The sequence below is a fragment of the Mucilaginibacter xinganensis genome (genome assembly GCF_002257585.1).
In the GTDB taxonomy this organism is placed as follows: Bacteria; Bacteroidota; Bacteroidia; order Sphingobacteriales; family Sphingobacteriaceae; genus Mucilaginibacter; species Mucilaginibacter xinganensis.
Map to the genome: position 1 here is coordinate 4485190 of NZ_CP022743.1, position 17349 is coordinate 4502538.

The window sequence follows — 17349 nt, forward strand, 5'->3', positions numbered from 1 at the left end:
ATCTAATTCTCTTTTCAATCTTTAACTACAGAAATTTATCTGTTCAGTTTTTGACTGCTTTCTTTCCCTCAACAGCAAACAGGAGTTTAAGCTACTGTCTCTTCCTTCTTCGGTAACGGATCAGCGTAATGTGCCAGTCCAAAATTTCTGGTTACCGCTTCAGCACCATTGGTAACATGCCATTCAAACTCGTCCCTAAAATGGCGGATCGCACTGGCAACCGGCCATGCAGCCGCGTCACCAAGCGGGCAAATTGTATTACCCTCAATTTTTTTAGATACATCAACCAGCAGGTCCATGTCGCTCATTTTACCATGGCCATGTTCCAGGCGGTGCAATACTTTTTCCATCCAACCGGTACCCTCACGGCAAGGAGAACATTGTCCACAGCTTTCGTGGTGATAAAAACGGGTAAAATTCCAGGTATTACGCACGATGCACTGGTCCTCATCATAAGCGATGAATCCGCCAGAGCCTAACATGGTTCCGCTAACAAAACCACCGTCAGATAATGATTCATAGCTCATCAGGCGCGGCTCGTTATTAATAGTTTTAAGGAAAAGGTTAGCCGGAAGAATAGGGACTGATGAACCGCCAGCCACTACAGCCTTTAATCTTTTGCCGTTGGCAATACCACCGCAAAACTCGTCAGAATATAAAAACTCTTCAACAGGCAAACCAAGGTCAATTTCATAAACACCGGGGTTTTTCACATTACCACCAGCAGAGATAAGCTTGGTGCCGGTACTGCGACCGAGCCCTATTTTTGCATACTCTTCGCCACCTTCATTAATAATGGGCACTACAGCAGCGATTGATTCAACGTTATTTACAACCGTCGGGCAGCCATACAAACCAGCGATGGCCGGGAATGGAGGTTTAATGCGGGGGTTACCGCGTTTACCTTCCAATGATTCAAGCAGGGCTGTTTCTTCACCGCAGATATAAGCACCACCACCTGGTTGCACGTAAAGCTCCAGGTCGTATCCTGTGCCTAAAATATTTTTTCCTAAAAAGCCTGCGTTTTTTGCTTCTGCAATAGCACGTTCCAGAATCCTGATCTGCGGCATCATTTCGCCCCGAACATAGATGTATGAAGTTTTAGCGCCTAAAGCAAAGCTTGCAACAATCATCCCCTCTATTAATAAGTGAGGGATGTTAGTCATCAGGTAACGGTCTTTAAATGTTCCGGGTTCCGATTCGTCAGCGTTGCAAACAAGGTAGCGGGCAACACCTTCGGGTTTTGCAAGAAAACTCCACTTCATCCCGGTAGGAAAACCTGCGCCACCACGGCCGCGCAAGCCCGATTTCTTAACTTCTTCAACAATCTCGTCTGGCGACATGGTTTTCAAAGCCTTTTCAACCGAAGCATAACCACCTTTTGAACGGTAAACATCAAAAGTATTGATGCCCGGTACATTTATATGTGTTAAGAGTAATTTACGTGCCATTGCTGCTTAATATATCTTTTTGGTCAGCTTATAATAGTTAATGTGTCTAATAATGCAGCTTGCAAAAGCTACAACCACCAGGAGATTTAAAAACACCGGATTTTTATTGAAACCATCGTTACTGTAGCTTATTGTTGTAACAGTGATGGCAAACAATGAATCTGATATGATTAAAGATTTCCCGTGCATTTTAATTATTGCCTTTTACTTTTAAATCTGCAATCAACTTGTCAACCGACTCGTTGGTTAGGTTCTCATAAAAAGTATATTCAGGGCCTATCTGTAAAACAGGACCGTAACCGCATGCAGCAAGGCATTCAACACCACGCCAGCTAAACAGGCCGTCGGCAGTAACTTCACCTTCCTTAACACCCAGCTTTTGCTCAATGTAATCCATTATTTTACCCGCGCCAACAATTTCGCACGGGCCTGTACGGCAAACCTCCAGTACATATTTGCCCAAGGGGCGCATAAAGTACATGCTGTAAAATGTGGCCACCTCATACACTTCGATATCCTGTATCTTCAGGTAATCAGCTACTTTATCCATTGCTTTGGAACTTAACCAGCCAAACTCCGCCTGCACTAAATGTAAAATAGGCAGCAAGGCAGACTTTTGTTTTCCCGCGGGATAACGGCTCACTATATCATCAAACTTAGCTATAAGCTCCGGCGAAAATTCAACCGTCGTTTGTGTTTCTTCAACTCTAAGCATCTAACTCTCCGGCTATAACGTTTAAACTACTCATGTTAATAATCGCATCAGATAATAACATACCCCGGCTCATCGGCGCATACATCTGGTAATTGATAAAACTTGGCCGGCGGAAATGCAGGCGGTAAGGCGATCGTCCGCCATCATTTACCAGGTAAAAGCCTAATTCGCCGTTTGCACCCTCAACAGAATGATATACCTCGGTTGTTGGGGTAGGAACCTCGCCCATCACTATTTTAAAGTGATAGATCAAAGCTTCCATGTTATTATAAACTTCCTCTTTCGGAGGCAGATAAAATTCAGGAACATCGGCATGGAAAATATCTGCTGGTTCTTTTTCCAGTTTCACCAAAGCCTGTTCAATTATGCGCAGGCTTTGCCACATTTCTTCGTTACGAACCAAAAAGCGGTTGTAAACGTCGCCGTTGGTGCCAACAGGTACTTCAAAATCAAACTCTTCGTATGATGAGTATGGGTTCATCGCCCTTACATCGTAATCAACCCCTGCAGCACGCAGTAAAGGGCCGGTCCAGCTGTAGCTTAACGCCTCTTCGGCAGTAACAGCTGCAACATCTTTTGTACGGTCAACAAATATGCGGTTACGGTTAAATAATGATTCAAATTCTTTCAGGGTAACCGGGAAATCTTTTAAAAATTTACGCAGTTTGCCAAAAGCTATGGCATTAAAGTTACGTTCAAAGCCACCTATGCGGCCAATATTTGTGGTAAGGCGCGAACCGCAAACCTCTTCATAAATTTCATAGATCGCCTCCCGGTGTTCCATCATATAAAGAAAACCGGTGAATGCACCTGTATCAACACCAAGTACACCATTGCAGATGATGTGGTCGCTGATGCGGGCAAGTTCCATTACTATTACCCGAAGGTAATCCACACGTTTAGGGGTTTCAATACCTAAAAGCTTTTCTACCGTCATGTGCCAGCCCATATTGTTAATAGGCGATGAGCAGTAATTCAGCCTGTCTGTGAGCGGGGTTATCTGGTAAAACGGCCTGTGTTCGGCAATTTTCTCGAAGGCGCGATGTATGTAGCCTATAGTTGAAACTCCGCTTACAATTCTTTCGCCGTCAAGCTGCAGCACATTCTGGAACACACCATGTGTTGCCGGGTGTGTTGGCCCCAAGTTAAGGGTCGACAGCTCATTTTGCGGATCGTTATCTGTATATACCGGATGGTTCTGCATCTCTGTTATCTTCCAAAAAAGTAATCTTTCTTATCAACGCGGTTGGGGTCTTCCAGCGGGAATTCTTTTCGCATCGGGAAAGCCGTCATATCGTCAACATTTAATATCCTGCGCAAGTCAGGGTGGCCGTCAAACAGCACACCGAAAAAATCATAGGTCTCACGTTCCATCCAGTTAGCGCCATTCCATAAAGTGGTGGCAGTAGGGATGTGCACGTCACCATCAGCCAAAAACACCTTAATGCGTACGCGCACATTGTTAACAAGGCTATGCAAATGATAAATAACACCAATTTGCTTTTCCTGTTCAGGGTAATGTATAGCGGTAATATCTGTTAAAAATATAAACTGCAGGGTAGGATCATTTTTTAAGAAAGCCAACACATCAATAATCTGCTCTCTGCCGGTTTCAAGGGTTAGTAAACCGAAAGGCTCGCCTATAACGGAGACCTGGTCGCTAAACTGATCGCTGATCTTTTTTAAAAGCTCTTCGTTTGAAAATTTACCCATTATTGTATTCCGTATGAAGCTAATAGTTTTTGGTATTGCGGCTCATTTCTGCGGCGCAGGGTCTCGGTTTTTACCAGTTTTTGAATATTTATAAAGCCATCGATGATAGCTTCAGGGCGCGGCGGGCAGCCTGGTACATAAACGTCAACCGGGATAATCTCGTCGATACCCTGTAAAACAGAATAAGTATCAAAAATACCTCCGCTTGATGCACAGGCACCTACTGCAATAACCCAGCGGGGCTCGGCCATTTGTAAATAAACCTGCCTTAAAACTGGTCCCATTTTTTTTGCTATGGTTCCCATAACCATCAAAAGATCGGCCTGGCGTGGCGAAAAACTTAAGCGCTCGGCCCCAAATCTTGAAAGATCATAGTGGGAAGCCATAGTGGCCATAAACTCTATACCGCAGCATGAGGTAGCAAATGGCAACGGCCATAATGAATTTGCGCGCGCTAAACCTATGGCTTTGTCAAGCGAGGTAGCAAAAAAACCTGCTCCTTCTACGCCTGCGGGGGCATCAACTATTTGAATATCACTCATGATCTATTTGATACAAAACCCATCCTTAATGAGTTGAAAAGTCTTTAGCAGATCAGCCGGCTCCAAGCTACTTATGCAACGTTTAAGCCGACTTAAGAATTAAAGACACTTACAGTTAAACTATAAACATTACAAATTTACAACAATTTATAATGTAAGAGATACACTATGCAATAAGCGGATTATATTTAGAATCGTTCTAAACACAACTTGTCAAATCTTCATCTAAATCTTTCTAAAGGAGGAGACTTTTGCTTTTGTTGGTCTAACATCTTTACTATTCACAACCGTCTCCTTTGGAGAGAACGGGTGAGAGGTCTAATCCCAGTCTAATGCGCCTTTTTTTATCACATAAAAAAAGCCAAGTAACAGGGTACCCATAAAAATAAACATCTCTATCATACCATCTTTGCCGAGCTCTCTGAAGTTAACTGCCCACGGATACATAAAAATAACTTCCACATCAAACAGCACAAAAAGGATGGCCACCAGGAAGTATTTAATGGAGATTGGGGTACGGGCATTACCAATAACCTCAATACCCGATTCAAACGGCGTAAGCTTGTCTTTGGTAGCCCGCTTAGGGCCAATTTTATGGGTTACAAACATAGTGGTAACCACAAAACCTAAAGCTACCAGCATTTGAAAAATGATGGGCAAATAATTAACGGGCAAACTTTGTACTTCCATGCTGCAAATATACAAATGGGATTATAATAAAAAAGCCTCCTGACAACCATTAGTTAAATAACCAGTTCAAGTATATTAACCATACGAAAACAAGAGCATTTTAATGGTTACATAATTAATACAATTTATTATTAAATGCTATTAGCTTAAAATTAATATCTTTATGTAATTAAAGCCTAATCCTATGCACCCATCCTCTACTATCAAGACTTTCATCCGGCAAATATTAATAATAAACGATTTTCACCAGTTAGGACAGCCAATTTTTTAAAAAGGCATGTGTAATATTTTAACTGCTTTTAATAGCTATTTGTCCTTATTCTACCTCCATTTCATATTACAAATAACTGATTGAATAAATAGATACTGGTACTTTCAAAAAAGGAGCATGCACTTTGGTGATACATGCCACAATACCTGGACGTTACCAGGCAAAAAACAAACAAATTAAAATTTATGGAAAATTTAAAAAAACTCAGTAGAGCTGAAATGAAAAATGTTTTAGGGGGTGATAAACATCCAGTGTGTTCAGGGAAATCTTGTAGTTCAGATTCTGAATGTGGCACAGTATGCAGTTGTGTTACGCTTGACTTTGGAGATAGCCCTGCACAAAGCTATTGCTTAGAAGCTTAAATAAGAGCATATACTTCTTAATGGTGTTCCCGTTGAATCGTCCTAAAATAGGTTGACCCAGTGAACAATAATAAAGCCTCCTGATAAATCAGGAGGCTTTATTTCTTTTTTTTAATTATTTACTTGCTCTTACCGCCAGCTTTTTTCTGGAAGTAATATACCACCTGGGCGTTAGTAGGATCCATTTCCTTTGCCTTGGTATAAAGATCTAGTGCCTTCGTTGCATCCTTTTCTTTATATTCAGCGTAGCTCCCTAAATATACATAAGCTTCAGCTAACAATGGCTTCGTTTTATCATCAGGTGCACCTTTTGATGTTACCAATTGAATATATTGCTCAAACAGTGGTTTTGCGTACCCTTTAATATTATTCCTGTCACCATCTTCGAAATTTTTAACGGTGGCATGATAATATAAAATTTGGGCATTTGGACTACTTCCCAATTTACGTTCAACATAGGACATAGCAGTGTCAGCTTTAGCCAGAAGCGTTGAATCAGGCTTTAAAGTCTTATCTGTTTGTTGTTTAATTAACTGGCTTTTGTAGGCCTGGAAATAGCTAAACCCTTCATTAAAGTGATCAAGAAGTTTGGCCTGCCTTGATTTATTAACAAACACCCCATAAGCCTCAGCTGCTTCAATATATTTACCTGATGCATATAAAGATTTGGCTATGTCCCCATATATATCAACTTGAGAGGTATCAAGTGTTAAAGCTTTACGTAAATTTTGTACCCCTAACGAATCCTTTTTCTCCTGCAGCTGGGTTTTTCCCAGGTACAAATAATCGTTAGGAAGCAAGCGCTTTTTATCAGCTTCGTTGATCCATTTGGTTAATGCACCCTCTGCAGCCGGATAATCTTTATTTTCAAATGCCGCATAACCCAAATAGCGGTAAACCCTTAGGTTGCTTTTAGCAGAAGCGGTAAGATCTGAAGCTACTTTTTGCAACGTAACATAATCTTTTGCCTTTAGCAAAAAGTCAGCGTAACGCATTTGCGATTCTACCGAATAGTCGGTTAAGCTTACATACTTTTTATAATTCTCGACAGCTTCTTTGTTTTTTGCGTCGTAACTGGCAGCATCTTTTGTTGCCCAGCGTACATCTAATTCGGCCATCTCGCGATAGGCCGGACCATAGTTAGGGTCGATGGCTAATGCTGCCTGGAATTGCTTTTGCGAATCTTCGTAGTTTTCAGCATATTTCCATAAAACGCCTTCCGCTACGTTCGCCGCAGCTGATTTCGGATCAATTGCAAGCGCAGTACTATATTGTGTATAAGCGTCGGTGCTTTTTAATTGTGAGCGATAAGCATCACCCAAGGCAATTAATACTTCAGCATCTTTAGGATTTACTGCCTTACCTTTTGTTAAAACAGTTATCGCAGCATCTGCATCAGCTGCAGAAATTTTCGAACCATTTGGCCCCATGCTGCTCCCGTTCACCGGTAATAAGTAAGCTAAGCCTGCATATAAATAAGGCTTGCTGTTTTTTCCTGCCAGGGTTATTGCCTGGTTAAAATTGGAAGTTGCAGTGGCGTTGTCTTTTTCAACATGCGCGACGGCACCTATTCCAACCATATTTAACGGCGATTTTGCATTTACCGCAAGGCCCTTGTTGAATACAGCTTTTGCCGAATCGGCATAGTCCTGTTTTAAATATACCCAACCCAGGTAAAAATAGTTCTCATCCTTATCGGCCTGTGTGGTAGTCAGGTTTTTAAGCATCGCCTTTGCTTTCTGATACTGCTCCGCATCAATAGCCTTTTTGGCATCGGCTAAACTCTGTGCAAAAACCGACGATCCTAAAAACATCAAACCCAGCCCTGCGCCGGCTATTTTACTGATCATTTTCATCTTTAGTAAATTGTTTTTTAAAGACAGTGAGGTTAAAGCTTGATTAGTTGGTTAAAAAAATCGCCCTTAAAACATCCCACCGGATTAATAATTTATTTAGTTATTTAAATGCTGCACCTAAAGTGTATCATTTTGTTAGTTTGTTACAAATAGCGATTGCAATAATATAATTTTTTGACTAAAACTACATGTATAAGTTTAAACAACTTTATATTAATGCGCAATTTTTGATACAATATTTACTTCCCTTCCGGGTATTTCATCTGGCAACAGGCCGGATTTTAAAATTATCCTTTGTCCCCTGTCACCGGCAATAAACGCAGCAAATTCCATACCTAAACCCATTTTACCCGAAAAATTCAATATGTACAGGTTTCTTGTAAGCGGGTATTGTTTTAACGCAATAGTTTGCTGAGATGGCACATAGTAGGATGAAGTTTTTTTGCTGTCGTCTTTCACCGATACTATTTTAACTTTTTTAACAGCCTCCGCGTAATCAGCCTCCGGGTCGTTAAGCCAGCTAAACCCGGTAATGCCGATGGCATTTGGATGTTCGCTAACATATTTTATGACTTCCTTATTTGATTTAAGCGAATAAATATTTTTCTGTTTAAAATCCTTATTGCCCGAAAGCTCTTTCAGGTAACGTACCAAACCGGAGTTAGGGTTATCAAAAACGATGTCTTTGTCGGTTTTAGTATTACCATTAAGCATTTTTTTTATATCGCTCATGGTAATAGTAGTATCAGTGGAGGACTGGTTTACAATCAGCGTTACAGCATCAATAGCAAAACGGTTTACAATCGGCTTTATATTTTTTGCCGCAAGCGCCCTATTCTCTTCGGCGTTCATTTCGCGTGCTATTATCAAAACCCGCACACTGTCGGAAAATAAAAGATTTACAGCGTTATTCTCCGGGGCGTAAATAACTTTGGGATGGCCGTCTTTGTATAACGCGCCAAAAACATAAAGTTCCTGATCAACAATAGGTTTAAACGATTCATCTACCACAAAAATGGTTGAACGGTCAACACCCGCAACCTTTTTGGGACTTTGCTTACAGCTTCCAAAAAGAACAAGCAAAGCAGTGCTGATACATATTACATTTAAACTATACTTCATCAGGCTTCTTTTTTAACAATCTGGAAAACCGCAGCACCGCATAAGCGAGTAAAATAAGCCCGAATGTTATCCGCTGTCCTTTTGAGATATTCGGCAGCATGGCATCCCAAAAAATAACCATGAGACCTAAAGCGGTCACGCAAACAAAGCCCACTGCTCCTAAAATAAGCAAAAACCGCCTTGCGGGCGATTTTTGCTCGTTATTATTGAATAACATTGAATCCTTATTCTGAAAGTGCGAATGAAATAGGCACACTGTATGCAACACGAACAGGGCGCCCGTTCTGAATACCAGGAGACCATTTTGGTGAGGCTTTAATTACGCGAATTGCTTCCTCATCGCAACCATCACCAATGCCACGTACAACATGTATATCGGTTAATGAACCGTCGCGCTCGCAAACAAAGCTCACTATAACCCTACCCTGGGTTCCGTTCTCTCTTGCTACAGCAGGATAATGGATATTTTTACCAAGATATTTACCAAATCCCGCCATACCGCCCGGAAATTCCGGAACTTTCTCAACCGAGGTAAAGATCTTATTAGGATCTTCTTCCGTCACTTTCTGATCAGAAGTACCCACCGGTTCATCAATAACTACGGCAGCGTTTTTATCCCCCTTAAGGTTTTTCTGTCCGGGATCGGCCACTTTCAATTCTTCAATGGTTGGTGGTTTTTCCTTCACCTCGATATCCGGTTTCACTACCATAGGTGGAAACTTAACCTGATCCACTTTTGGTTTCGGTGGTTCAGGCGGAGGTGGCGGAGGTGGTTTCTTCAAATCCGGCGGCGGCGGCGAAAGCACCACGTTGGTGATCTTTATTTTCTCTTTTCCCTTAGGGATAAATCCAGAGATCATGTCAATGATGGTATTTGCAGATATCGCTACAACAAACACTACTACGCCTATTAAAAGAGCCTTACCGGTATTTTTACCGTTACCCTTCCTTAATTCATAAGCGCCGTATGCCTTATTACGACCTGAAAAAACAACATCAATCCATTCCTGGTTTAATATGTCTAATTTTGATCCAAACATTTTTTTTGGCTTTAATATTAATTAACGTCTTAGCAATTTCAATATTGCTACAGTAAATTCTGTGATTTCAAAGCATCCAATTCAACGGGTAGAATTTTCACAATAGCATACGATTTGATAGCGGTAATACTCATCTCATCAAGCGCCGAAACCAGGTTTTCGTATGTTGATGATTCGCTGGGTTTAATAACAACTATCATGTAACCATCGGGCCCGGGATGCGAAGCAGCCACTGCCTTACCATTTTCAATCAAAGCTTTGCGTAAACCATTTGGCCCGTAGCTATCAACTGTAGGGGCCGTTTTTCCCGGCTCACCCATAAACCATGCTACTTTATTATGGCTACCCAGTAAAATAGTCATTGTACGTGATTCAGGTACAGGCAACTGACTTGTCTTTATACTATTGTCAGGCATGGCCAAATTCATTGCCTTTGGCTTATTAAGCGTAGTAGTAAGCATAAAGAAAGTGATCAATAAAAACGCAAGATCCACCATAGCCGTTAAATCGACCCGTGTAGATGCCTTTTTGCTCCTTACCTTGCCACCTTTATGTTTACCCCCGCCGGAGGTATCTAATTCTGCCATTTTATTTTATTTTTTAGGTGCCGCTCTAAGCGTCGTAATTAAATCAAACTTAAAAAGTTTTTGCTGTCCTAATATGTTAATAACCGTACTAACAGCCGGATACTTTTCGTTCCTGTCACCTTTTATAGCAATGTTGTAATCCTTACCATGAAGGCCCCTGTCAGCCTTACGGGCATTAAGGATCCAGTTTGATAACTCGCTGTTATTAGTAGTGTCGGCAGGAATACCTTTTTGATCAAAAGATTTAAGTTCACCGCTTGGCAAGCTTAAAAATTGCTTCATCTGGTTCATCGGAACACCAAATATCTCCGTGTTAGCAAACTTATTTATTTCAGCAGGTGTAAAAGGTACATTGTACTTTTCTCCCATTGCTTTTAAGGTTTCTGTACGCACGTCGTTACCACTGAATGATAAGAAGATCTTATTTTGCTGACCGATAGAGATCATCAAAACGTTATCCTCCGGTATGGTTACTTCCTTTGAAGAAGCAGGCACTTCTGCCTTTGATGGGTCTTCAACTTTTGGTTTTGCCGTTAATATGAAAAAGGTAAGCAACAGGAACGCCACATCACACATGGCTGTCATATCAATTGCAGTGCTTTTCCTGGCAACTTTTACTCTGGGCATAATTTTTTATTTTTTAATGTAAAATGTATAAATTGATTATACTATCCCCGGCTATCGTTGATAACCGGGGTAAAAACTAAGCAACAGCGTGTTGATTACTTATTTTTGTGTGATGCCGCAAATGTTTGAACGATGCTGAAACCAGTTTCGTCAATTGCGTAAGTCAATTTATCAATTTTAGACGTAAATACGTTGTACATTACAATTGAAAGTGCTGATGTACTGATACCCAACGCAGTGTTTACCAACGCTTCAGAGATAGATGCAGATAAGGCAGTTTGGTTAGTTGCACCTGCAGCAGCTAATTCGCCGAAGGCTTTGATCATACCGAATACTGTACCTAACAGACCTGTTAATGTACCGATAGATACCAAAGTAGCAATGATAGTTAAGTTTTGCTCCAGCATAGGCATTTCCAAAGCGGTTGCTTCTTCAATATCTTTTTGGATAGCTAATGATTTCTGCTCAACTGTTAGGTTGTCATCAGACTCCATCTCGCGGTATTTTTTTAAACCGGATTTAATTACGTTAGCAACAGAACCTTTTTGTTTGTCACACTCGCTTTCTGCACCTGAAATATTACCTGCGTTAAGGGCAGTCTGTACTTTTCTTACAAATACGTCAACGTTACCTGTTCCGGAAGCTTTTCCAATAACAACTAAACGCTCGATAGAAAATACAATTACCATTAATAAATACGACATGATAACAGGTACTAAATTACCGCCTCTGTGTATGGTTCCAAATAAACCGGTCGGAATACCTTTTTCAACATCGCCGTCAGCATAATTACTCGGAGCACCCAGTATAAATATGTAAATTAAAATTGCAACCCCGATACATACCGGAATAGTTAAAGTTGCAAACATGCCTGAGGATGAGCTTTCTTTTTTAACAGGGCTAGTTGGTTTTGTTGGTGCGTTTGCCATTACTTTTTGTTTTTAGTTTTAGTTTTTAGTTTATGAATATAAGTTTGTTAAATGCAATATAAAAAGTGAATAACAAAAATAGAATTTAAATGAATTAAAAAAATATTTTTAGGTATTCTTTACAAAATTTTAATCTACGCTTCATCTGTTATGCACAATTGGTGCTATACATAACGGTGAAAACTAAAAATTGTGTTTTGTACAAATAATATTTTGCAATAAAACCCATTTTTTTTAATAATAGCAAACAATAATTTATAAAAATTATGTTACCCGCACTAATGAAGCCGGTTATTTTGCTTTGTGAGCGTAAATATAACTAAAACCTTAGGTTAAAAACAAATTTATTTGATTAGCCTATCCGGAGGTTTAAATGTCTGTATTAAATCACATGGTGACTTTATCCATCGGTCTTTTTAATCATATAACCATCTGTAATTGATAGTATTAATCCCTGATTTCTCAAATCGGTCATTGTTAATATCTCACCGCACATTTCTGCAAAAGACAGCTTAATGCGCGAAGCATTTATACCGTATTTTATTCTCAAACCCTAAGTAATTACGCTGTTTATAAAATTCATGTTACCAGGGTAGATTCGGTAACTTTTGGAGCAGCATTAATAATCTCAGATTTGCAAAAAGGGGCATAACGTCTAAAATTTTTAATGAATGCTATCGCCAGGTCATTTGCCTTTTCATTGTAAATTTCGGCATCGGCCCAAGTATTACTTGGGTTTAGCAGGTTGTCCGGCACATTTGGGCAGCTCTGCGGCATTTGCAGGTTAAATACAGGGTGAACTGTATATTTAACATTATCCAGTTCGCCACTTAACGCAGCCGAGATCATGGCCCTTGTGTATTTTAGCTGCATTCTTTTCCCCGTTCCGTAAGCACCCCCTGTCCAGCCCGTATTTATTAACCATACTTTAACGTTATGCTTTTTTATTTTATTGCCCAGTAGTTCAGCATAATTTACGGGATTTAGCGGCAGAAATGCTTCCCCGAAACATGCCGAAAAGGTGGCTTTAGGCTCAGTTATACCTGCTTCTGTACCTGCAACCTTTGCGGTGTAGCCCGAAATGAAGTGATACATAGCTTGTTCGACCGTTAACTTTGATACTGGAGGCAGGATACCAAAAGCGTCTGCGGTTAAGAAGAAAATATTTTTTGGCAGATGCCCCGTAGACGGAATCACTGCATTGCTAATGTAATATAAAGGATATGCAACACGGGTATTTTCCGTTTTACCGATGTTTGAAAAATCAACGGTACGGGTACGTTTTATAAAATTAATATTCTCTAACAATGCACCAAATTTAATGGCATTAAATATCTGGGGTTCCTTTTCAGCGGTAAGATCAATACATTTAGCGTAACAGCCGCCTTCAAAGTTAAATATCGTATCATCGCACCAGCCGTGTTCATCATCGCCAATCAGGTTACGCTCCGGATCAGCAGAAAGTGTAGTTTTACCGGTGCCTGATAAACCGAAAAATATAGCGGTATCGCCTTTTGCACCTATATTAGCAGAACAATGCATGGAGAGTACCTTTTTTTCATGAGGTAATATAAAGTTCAAAACCGAAAAGATGCCCTTCTTAATCTCGCCTGTATAGGCGGTACCCCCGATAAGAATAATCTTTTTCGTAAAGTTGATGATCGAAAAATTGTGCCTCAGCGTGCCATCAACTTCCGGGTCGGCCTTAAAACCGGGTGCGGCAATAATGGTCCAACCGGGCACCAAAGTGGCGTCGGGCACTTCAGGCCGCAAAAATAAATGGTGAGCAAACAAATTTTGATAGGCAGTTTCCGTCACCACCCGGATATCGATGTAATACTTCTCATTGGCACATGCGCAACAGTCGCGAACAAAGATTTCACCTTGCGAAAGATAACCCGTAACCTTTTGCAATAGTGCATCAAATTTTTCCGCATCAAATTTAAAATTCACCTTTCCCCACCAAACGGTATCACGGGTAATATCGTCCTCCACTATAAAACGATCCTTTGGCGACCTGCCTGTAAATTCACCGGTGTCAATAGCAAGCGCGCCCGTATCGGCCAAGACGCCCTCGTTTCTTTTTAACGCTGCACCAACAAGTTCAGCAGTATTTAACTGGTAAAAAACAGTCATAGCCCCATCAAGCTGTAAATAGCTCAGGTCAGGTACATTGGTAGTATTTTTTCTCATTAATAGTAAAATTGGTTGCAGCAAAATTACTGCTTTTACTACGGCAGAAACAAGAAAATAAAGATACTTATTTACATAATGTACCTTTTACACAATATATAAATATTTTATTATCAATTAGTTAAACAAAATAATCTTTTATAATTCAATACACTAAGTGTAAGATTTACAGGGCGTAAATATTGAATTTTTCGGCCATTGTAGGAAAATATCACATACACGCTATTCGCGTAACAAGTAGATTCGCGGTTTTAAGATTGATTGGGTAGCGCTGCCTTATGATCAAGGCCTTTCTTGCGCTTATACAGAAAATTTGCAACGATATTATCTAATCTCTAATCAATAAAATACTAATTCCTGTACCTATCCCCCAGCCTTTTTTGCTTTATAACCATCGGTAGTTAATAGCGTTAAAACCTTATCCCTAAAATCACCCTGGATCAGGATCTCGCCCTCTTTTACCGAGCCTCCAACACCACATTTTGATTTTAACTTTTTGCCTATACTTTCAAGCTCAGTATCGGGGCCAACAAAACCTGTTATACGGGTAACCAATTTGCTGCCGCCCTTACGCTCAAGGTAAATTTTCAGATTTTGCTGTTGCGGCGGTAATGTTTCGCCGGGCCCGCTCCCATCCTCCTGGTATTGAAAATCCGGGTCGGTTGAATACACTACGCCTGTAAAATTCTTTTTTGCCATGATTTTTATTTTACCGCAGAGAGTTGTCGCTTCCTGCGAACTTATTTAAAAGTACTTCCCGCAATAACCTTTAATGAGTTCGGCACCAGCACAATTTCGGCATCAGCACCACCCATTTGCGGTTCGCCGTCAAGGTGTAATGGGCCCGGGCTATTGCGTTTAACGTTAATGTGCTTGCCTTTAATGATTTCTACATACCTGGAGCTATCGGTTGTTTTGGTCATCATCCTGATGCTTAGCTCCACAAAGCGCCACAAGGGAAACCTTTTGATCACACATACATCCAGCAAACCGTCCTGCACTGACGCATTGGGCGAAATGTGCGCGTCGTTACCATATTGCGATGAGTTGGCAAAGCTGAGCATAAAAGCTTCCCGCTCATAGGTTTTACCGTCTATTTCGATATGATAGGTCTGCGGCTTATATTTAGCTACTTCCTGTATAGATGTTTTTATATAGGAAAAGAAACCGCGTTTTTTGGTATGTGAAAAAACTTCGCTGATGTGGGCGTCAAAACCCATCCCGGCCATATTAAAAAATGGCTGGCCGTTAAGTTTGCCGGAATCAATGGTAATTGCGTTGCCTGTACCCAGCGTTTCAATAGCTTTTTGAGCATCCATGGGGATACCCAGGAACCGAGATAAGCCATTACCTGACCCGAACGGAACTATACCAAGCGTGGTATTACTTCCTACAATTGCAGATGCCACTTCGTTCACCGTACCATCACCGCCAACAGCCACAATAAGGTCAAATTTATCTACCGCTTCTTTAGCTATTTGCCGGGCGTGAGATACGCCGTCGCTAAAAACAATTACCGGCCTAAATAAATTAGTATCAAGGTGTTTCTCGATGAGTTCCGGAACGCCGTCCTTTTTTTTGCCGCCAGATATGGGGTTTATGATAAATAACGCTTTCCGTTCCAACTAAATATGATTTCTCCGGCAAAAGTAAATCTATTTTCGGCTTTGTAAAAATTGTTTTAATTTAGCTGCCTGAAAGTGGACTGATTTAATGCCTCATTTAACCAGGCCGGATTGCAACCACGTAAAAAAGTGCTAAAACCCTGCTTCTTTTTACTTCAATCCTTTAAAGCTACTCTTTCGTATTTACATTGTTACCGGAAAAAATATGGCTAAACACCAATATTTTGCGCACCGGACGGTTTTAATTTAAAATACCATTTAAAAGATTTATGTCATATTTATTCACTTCAGAATCCGTATCAGAAGGACACCCGGATAAAGTTGCCGACCAGATCTCGGACGCTTTGATAGATCATTTTTTAGCTTTCGACCCTGAGTCGAAGGTTGCCTGCGAAACCCTTGTAACAACCGGCCAGGTTTTTTTAGCCGGCGAAGTAAAATCAAAAGCATATCTCGATGTGCAAAAAATTGCGCGCGAGGTGATCAATAAAATAGGCTATACCAAAGGCGAATATATGTTTGATGGCAGTTCATGTGGTGTGCTTTCAGCCATCCATGAACAATCACCGGACATTAACCAGGGTGTTGACCGCACCGCCAAGGAAGAACAAGGTGCCGGCGACCAGGGGATGATGTTTGGCTATGCAACTAAAGAAACCGACAATTACATGCCACTTGCATTGGATATTGCCCATGCTTTGTTAATAGAATTGGCTGCCATCCGCCGCGAAAATACCGACATTAAATATCTTCGCCCTGATGCAAAATCGCAGGTTACGCTAGAGTATGATGACAATAACCAGCCCGTTAGGATTGATGCTATTGTAATTTCAACCCAGCACGATGATTTTGATGAAGAAAAAGCAATGCTTGAAAAAATCAGCAGCGATATCATCAGTACGCTGATCCCTCGCGTAAAGGCAAAATATCCAAAATATGCTCACTTTTTTGGTGATGCTATTAAATATCACATTAACCCTACCGGCAAGTTTGTTATTGGTGGCCCGCATGGCGATACCGGCTTAACAGGCCGTAAAATTATTGTTGACACCTACGGCGGCAAAGGCGCACACGGTGGTGGTGCCTTCTCTGGCAAAGATCCTTCAAAGGTTGACCGCTCTGCAGCTTACGCTACCCGTCACATCGCAAAAAACCTGGTTGCTGCCGGCGTGGCCGATGAGGTATTGGTGCAGGTATCATACGCTATCGGCGTTGCACAGCCAATGGGGATTTACGTAAACACTTACGGAACTGGCAAAGTTGGGCTGCACGACGGCGAGATCGCTAAAAAAGTAGAAAGCATATTTAACATGACCCCTTATGCTATTGAAACCCGCTTTAAACTGCGCAACCCTATCTATAGCGAAACTGCTGCCTATGGTCACTTTGGCCGCCCTAATGAAGTGGTAACCAAATCATTTATAGGCCACGATGGTAAAGAAATAAAACGCGAAGTTGAATTGTTTACCTGGGAAAAATTAGATTACGTTGATAAAGTAAAAGCAGCCTTCGGTTTATAAAACCGGTGTGTTTTGAAACAAATACGTTAACAGCGTTCGGAAACCCGGGCGCTGTTTTTGTTTAAATCCAGGCAGTAGGATTATCACGGCTAAGGAGTTTAAACCA

At 40.9% G+C, this 17349-nt stretch carries 18 protein-coding genes; 2 read left to right on the forward strand and 16 right to left on the reverse strand.

Annotation, left to right across the window (positions count from 1 at the left end):
- Positions 1-86: 86 nt before the first annotated feature.
- From nuoF to MuYL_RS19640, 6 genes are all read right to left on the reverse strand, one after another.
- Complete coding sequence (gene nuoF, locus MuYL_RS19610; RefSeq protein ID WP_094572172.1) at positions 87-1451, reverse strand: NADH-quinone oxidoreductase subunit NuoF; 1365 nt, start codon at positions 1449-1451, stop codon at positions 87-89.
- Between the two features lie 190 nt (positions 1452-1641).
- The gene (locus MuYL_RS19620) at positions 1642-2166 is read right to left on the reverse strand and encodes an NADH-quinone oxidoreductase subunit NuoE family protein (protein ID WP_094572174.1); all 525 of its coding nucleotides are present in this window, start codon (positions 2164-2166) and stop codon (positions 1642-1644) included.
- Positions 2159-3370: an NADH-quinone oxidoreductase subunit D gene (locus MuYL_RS19625; protein WP_094572175.1), complete on the reverse strand. Its 1212-nt coding sequence runs from the start codon at positions 3368-3370 to the stop codon at positions 2159-2161. Before MuYL_RS19625 ends, MuYL_RS19620 begins: the two co-directional genes overlap by 8 nt.
- A 5-nt stretch (positions 3371-3375) precedes the next feature.
- A complete protein-coding gene (locus MuYL_RS19630; RefSeq protein WP_094572176.1) occupies positions 3376-3879 on the reverse strand; it encodes an NADH-quinone oxidoreductase subunit C in 504 nt (167 codons plus the stop codon).
- Positions 3879-4421 (reverse strand): NADH-quinone oxidoreductase subunit B, encoded by a 543-nt coding sequence (locus MuYL_RS19635; RefSeq protein ID WP_094572177.1) that lies wholly within the window; start codon positions 4419-4421, stop codon positions 3879-3881. Before MuYL_RS19635 ends, MuYL_RS19630 begins: the two co-directional genes overlap by 1 nt.
- Positions 4422-4739: 318 nt before the next feature.
- Complete coding sequence (locus MuYL_RS19640) at positions 4740-5111, reverse strand: NADH-quinone oxidoreductase subunit A (protein ID WP_094572178.1); 372 nt, start codon at positions 5109-5111, stop codon at positions 4740-4742.
- A gap of 456 nt (positions 5112-5567) precedes the next feature.
- Between MuYL_RS19640 and MuYL_RS23330 the strand changes: the two genes are divergently transcribed.
- A complete protein-coding gene (locus MuYL_RS23330) occupies positions 5568-5744 on the forward strand; it encodes a bacteriocin-like protein (RefSeq protein WP_157740982.1) in 177 nt (58 codons plus the stop codon).
- Between the two features lie 119 nt (positions 5745-5863).
- Here MuYL_RS23330 and MuYL_RS19645 read toward each other — a convergent pair whose 3' ends face one another.
- From MuYL_RS19645 to MuYL_RS19690, 10 genes are all read right to left on the reverse strand, one after another.
- Complete coding sequence (locus MuYL_RS19645; protein ID WP_094572179.1) at positions 5864-7600, reverse strand: tetratricopeptide repeat protein; 1737 nt, start codon at positions 7598-7600, stop codon at positions 5864-5866.
- A gap of 213 nt (positions 7601-7813) precedes the next feature.
- Complete coding sequence (locus MuYL_RS19650) at positions 7814-8722, reverse strand: PstS family phosphate ABC transporter substrate-binding protein (protein WP_094572180.1); 909 nt, start codon at positions 8720-8722, stop codon at positions 7814-7816.
- The gene (locus tag MuYL_RS19655) at positions 8712-8939 is read right to left on the reverse strand and encodes a hypothetical protein (protein ID WP_094572181.1); all 228 of its coding nucleotides are present in this window, start codon (positions 8937-8939) and stop codon (positions 8712-8714) included. Before MuYL_RS19655 ends, MuYL_RS19650 begins: the two co-directional genes overlap by 11 nt.
- 7 nt (positions 8940-8946) lie before the next feature.
- Positions 8947-9762, reverse strand: a complete 816-nt coding sequence (locus MuYL_RS19660; RefSeq protein ID WP_094572182.1) for an energy transducer TonB — start codon at positions 9760-9762, stop codon at positions 8947-8949.
- Between the two features lie 47 nt (positions 9763-9809).
- On the reverse strand, positions 9810-10349 hold the full coding sequence (locus MuYL_RS19665) for an ExbD/TolR family protein (protein ID WP_094572183.1): 540 nt from the start codon (positions 10347-10349) through the stop codon (positions 9810-9812).
- Between the two features lie 6 nt (positions 10350-10355).
- Positions 10356-10976 (reverse strand): ExbD/TolR family protein, encoded by a 621-nt coding sequence (locus tag MuYL_RS19670; RefSeq protein WP_094572184.1) that lies wholly within the window; start codon positions 10974-10976, stop codon positions 10356-10358.
- Positions 10977-11071: 95 nt separating this feature from the next.
- Positions 11072-11905, reverse strand: coding sequence for a MotA/TolQ/ExbB proton channel family protein (locus tag MuYL_RS19675; protein ID WP_094572185.1), 834 nt, complete (start codon positions 11903-11905; stop codon positions 11072-11074).
- Between the two features lie 579 nt (positions 11906-12484).
- On the reverse strand, positions 12485-14098 hold the full coding sequence (gene pckA, locus MuYL_RS19680; protein ID WP_094572186.1) for a phosphoenolpyruvate carboxykinase (ATP): 1614 nt from the start codon (positions 14096-14098) through the stop codon (positions 12485-12487).
- Between the two features lie 363 nt (positions 14099-14461).
- Positions 14462-14797, reverse strand: coding sequence for a translation initiation factor (locus MuYL_RS19685; protein ID WP_094572187.1), 336 nt, complete (start codon positions 14795-14797; stop codon positions 14462-14464).
- A gap of 41 nt (positions 14798-14838) precedes the next feature.
- Positions 14839-15723, reverse strand: a complete 885-nt coding sequence (locus MuYL_RS19690) for a diacylglycerol/lipid kinase family protein (protein ID WP_094572188.1) — start codon at positions 15721-15723, stop codon at positions 14839-14841.
- A gap of 269 nt (positions 15724-15992) precedes the next feature.
- Between MuYL_RS19690 and metK the strand changes: the two genes are divergently transcribed.
- Positions 15993-17243 carry a methionine adenosyltransferase gene (metK, locus tag MuYL_RS19695; RefSeq protein ID WP_094572189.1) on the forward strand — a complete coding sequence of 417 codons (1251 nt, stop codon included), beginning with the start codon at positions 15993-15995 and terminating at the stop codon, positions 17241-17243.
- The last annotated feature ends 106 nt before the right edge of the window (positions 17244-17349 follow it).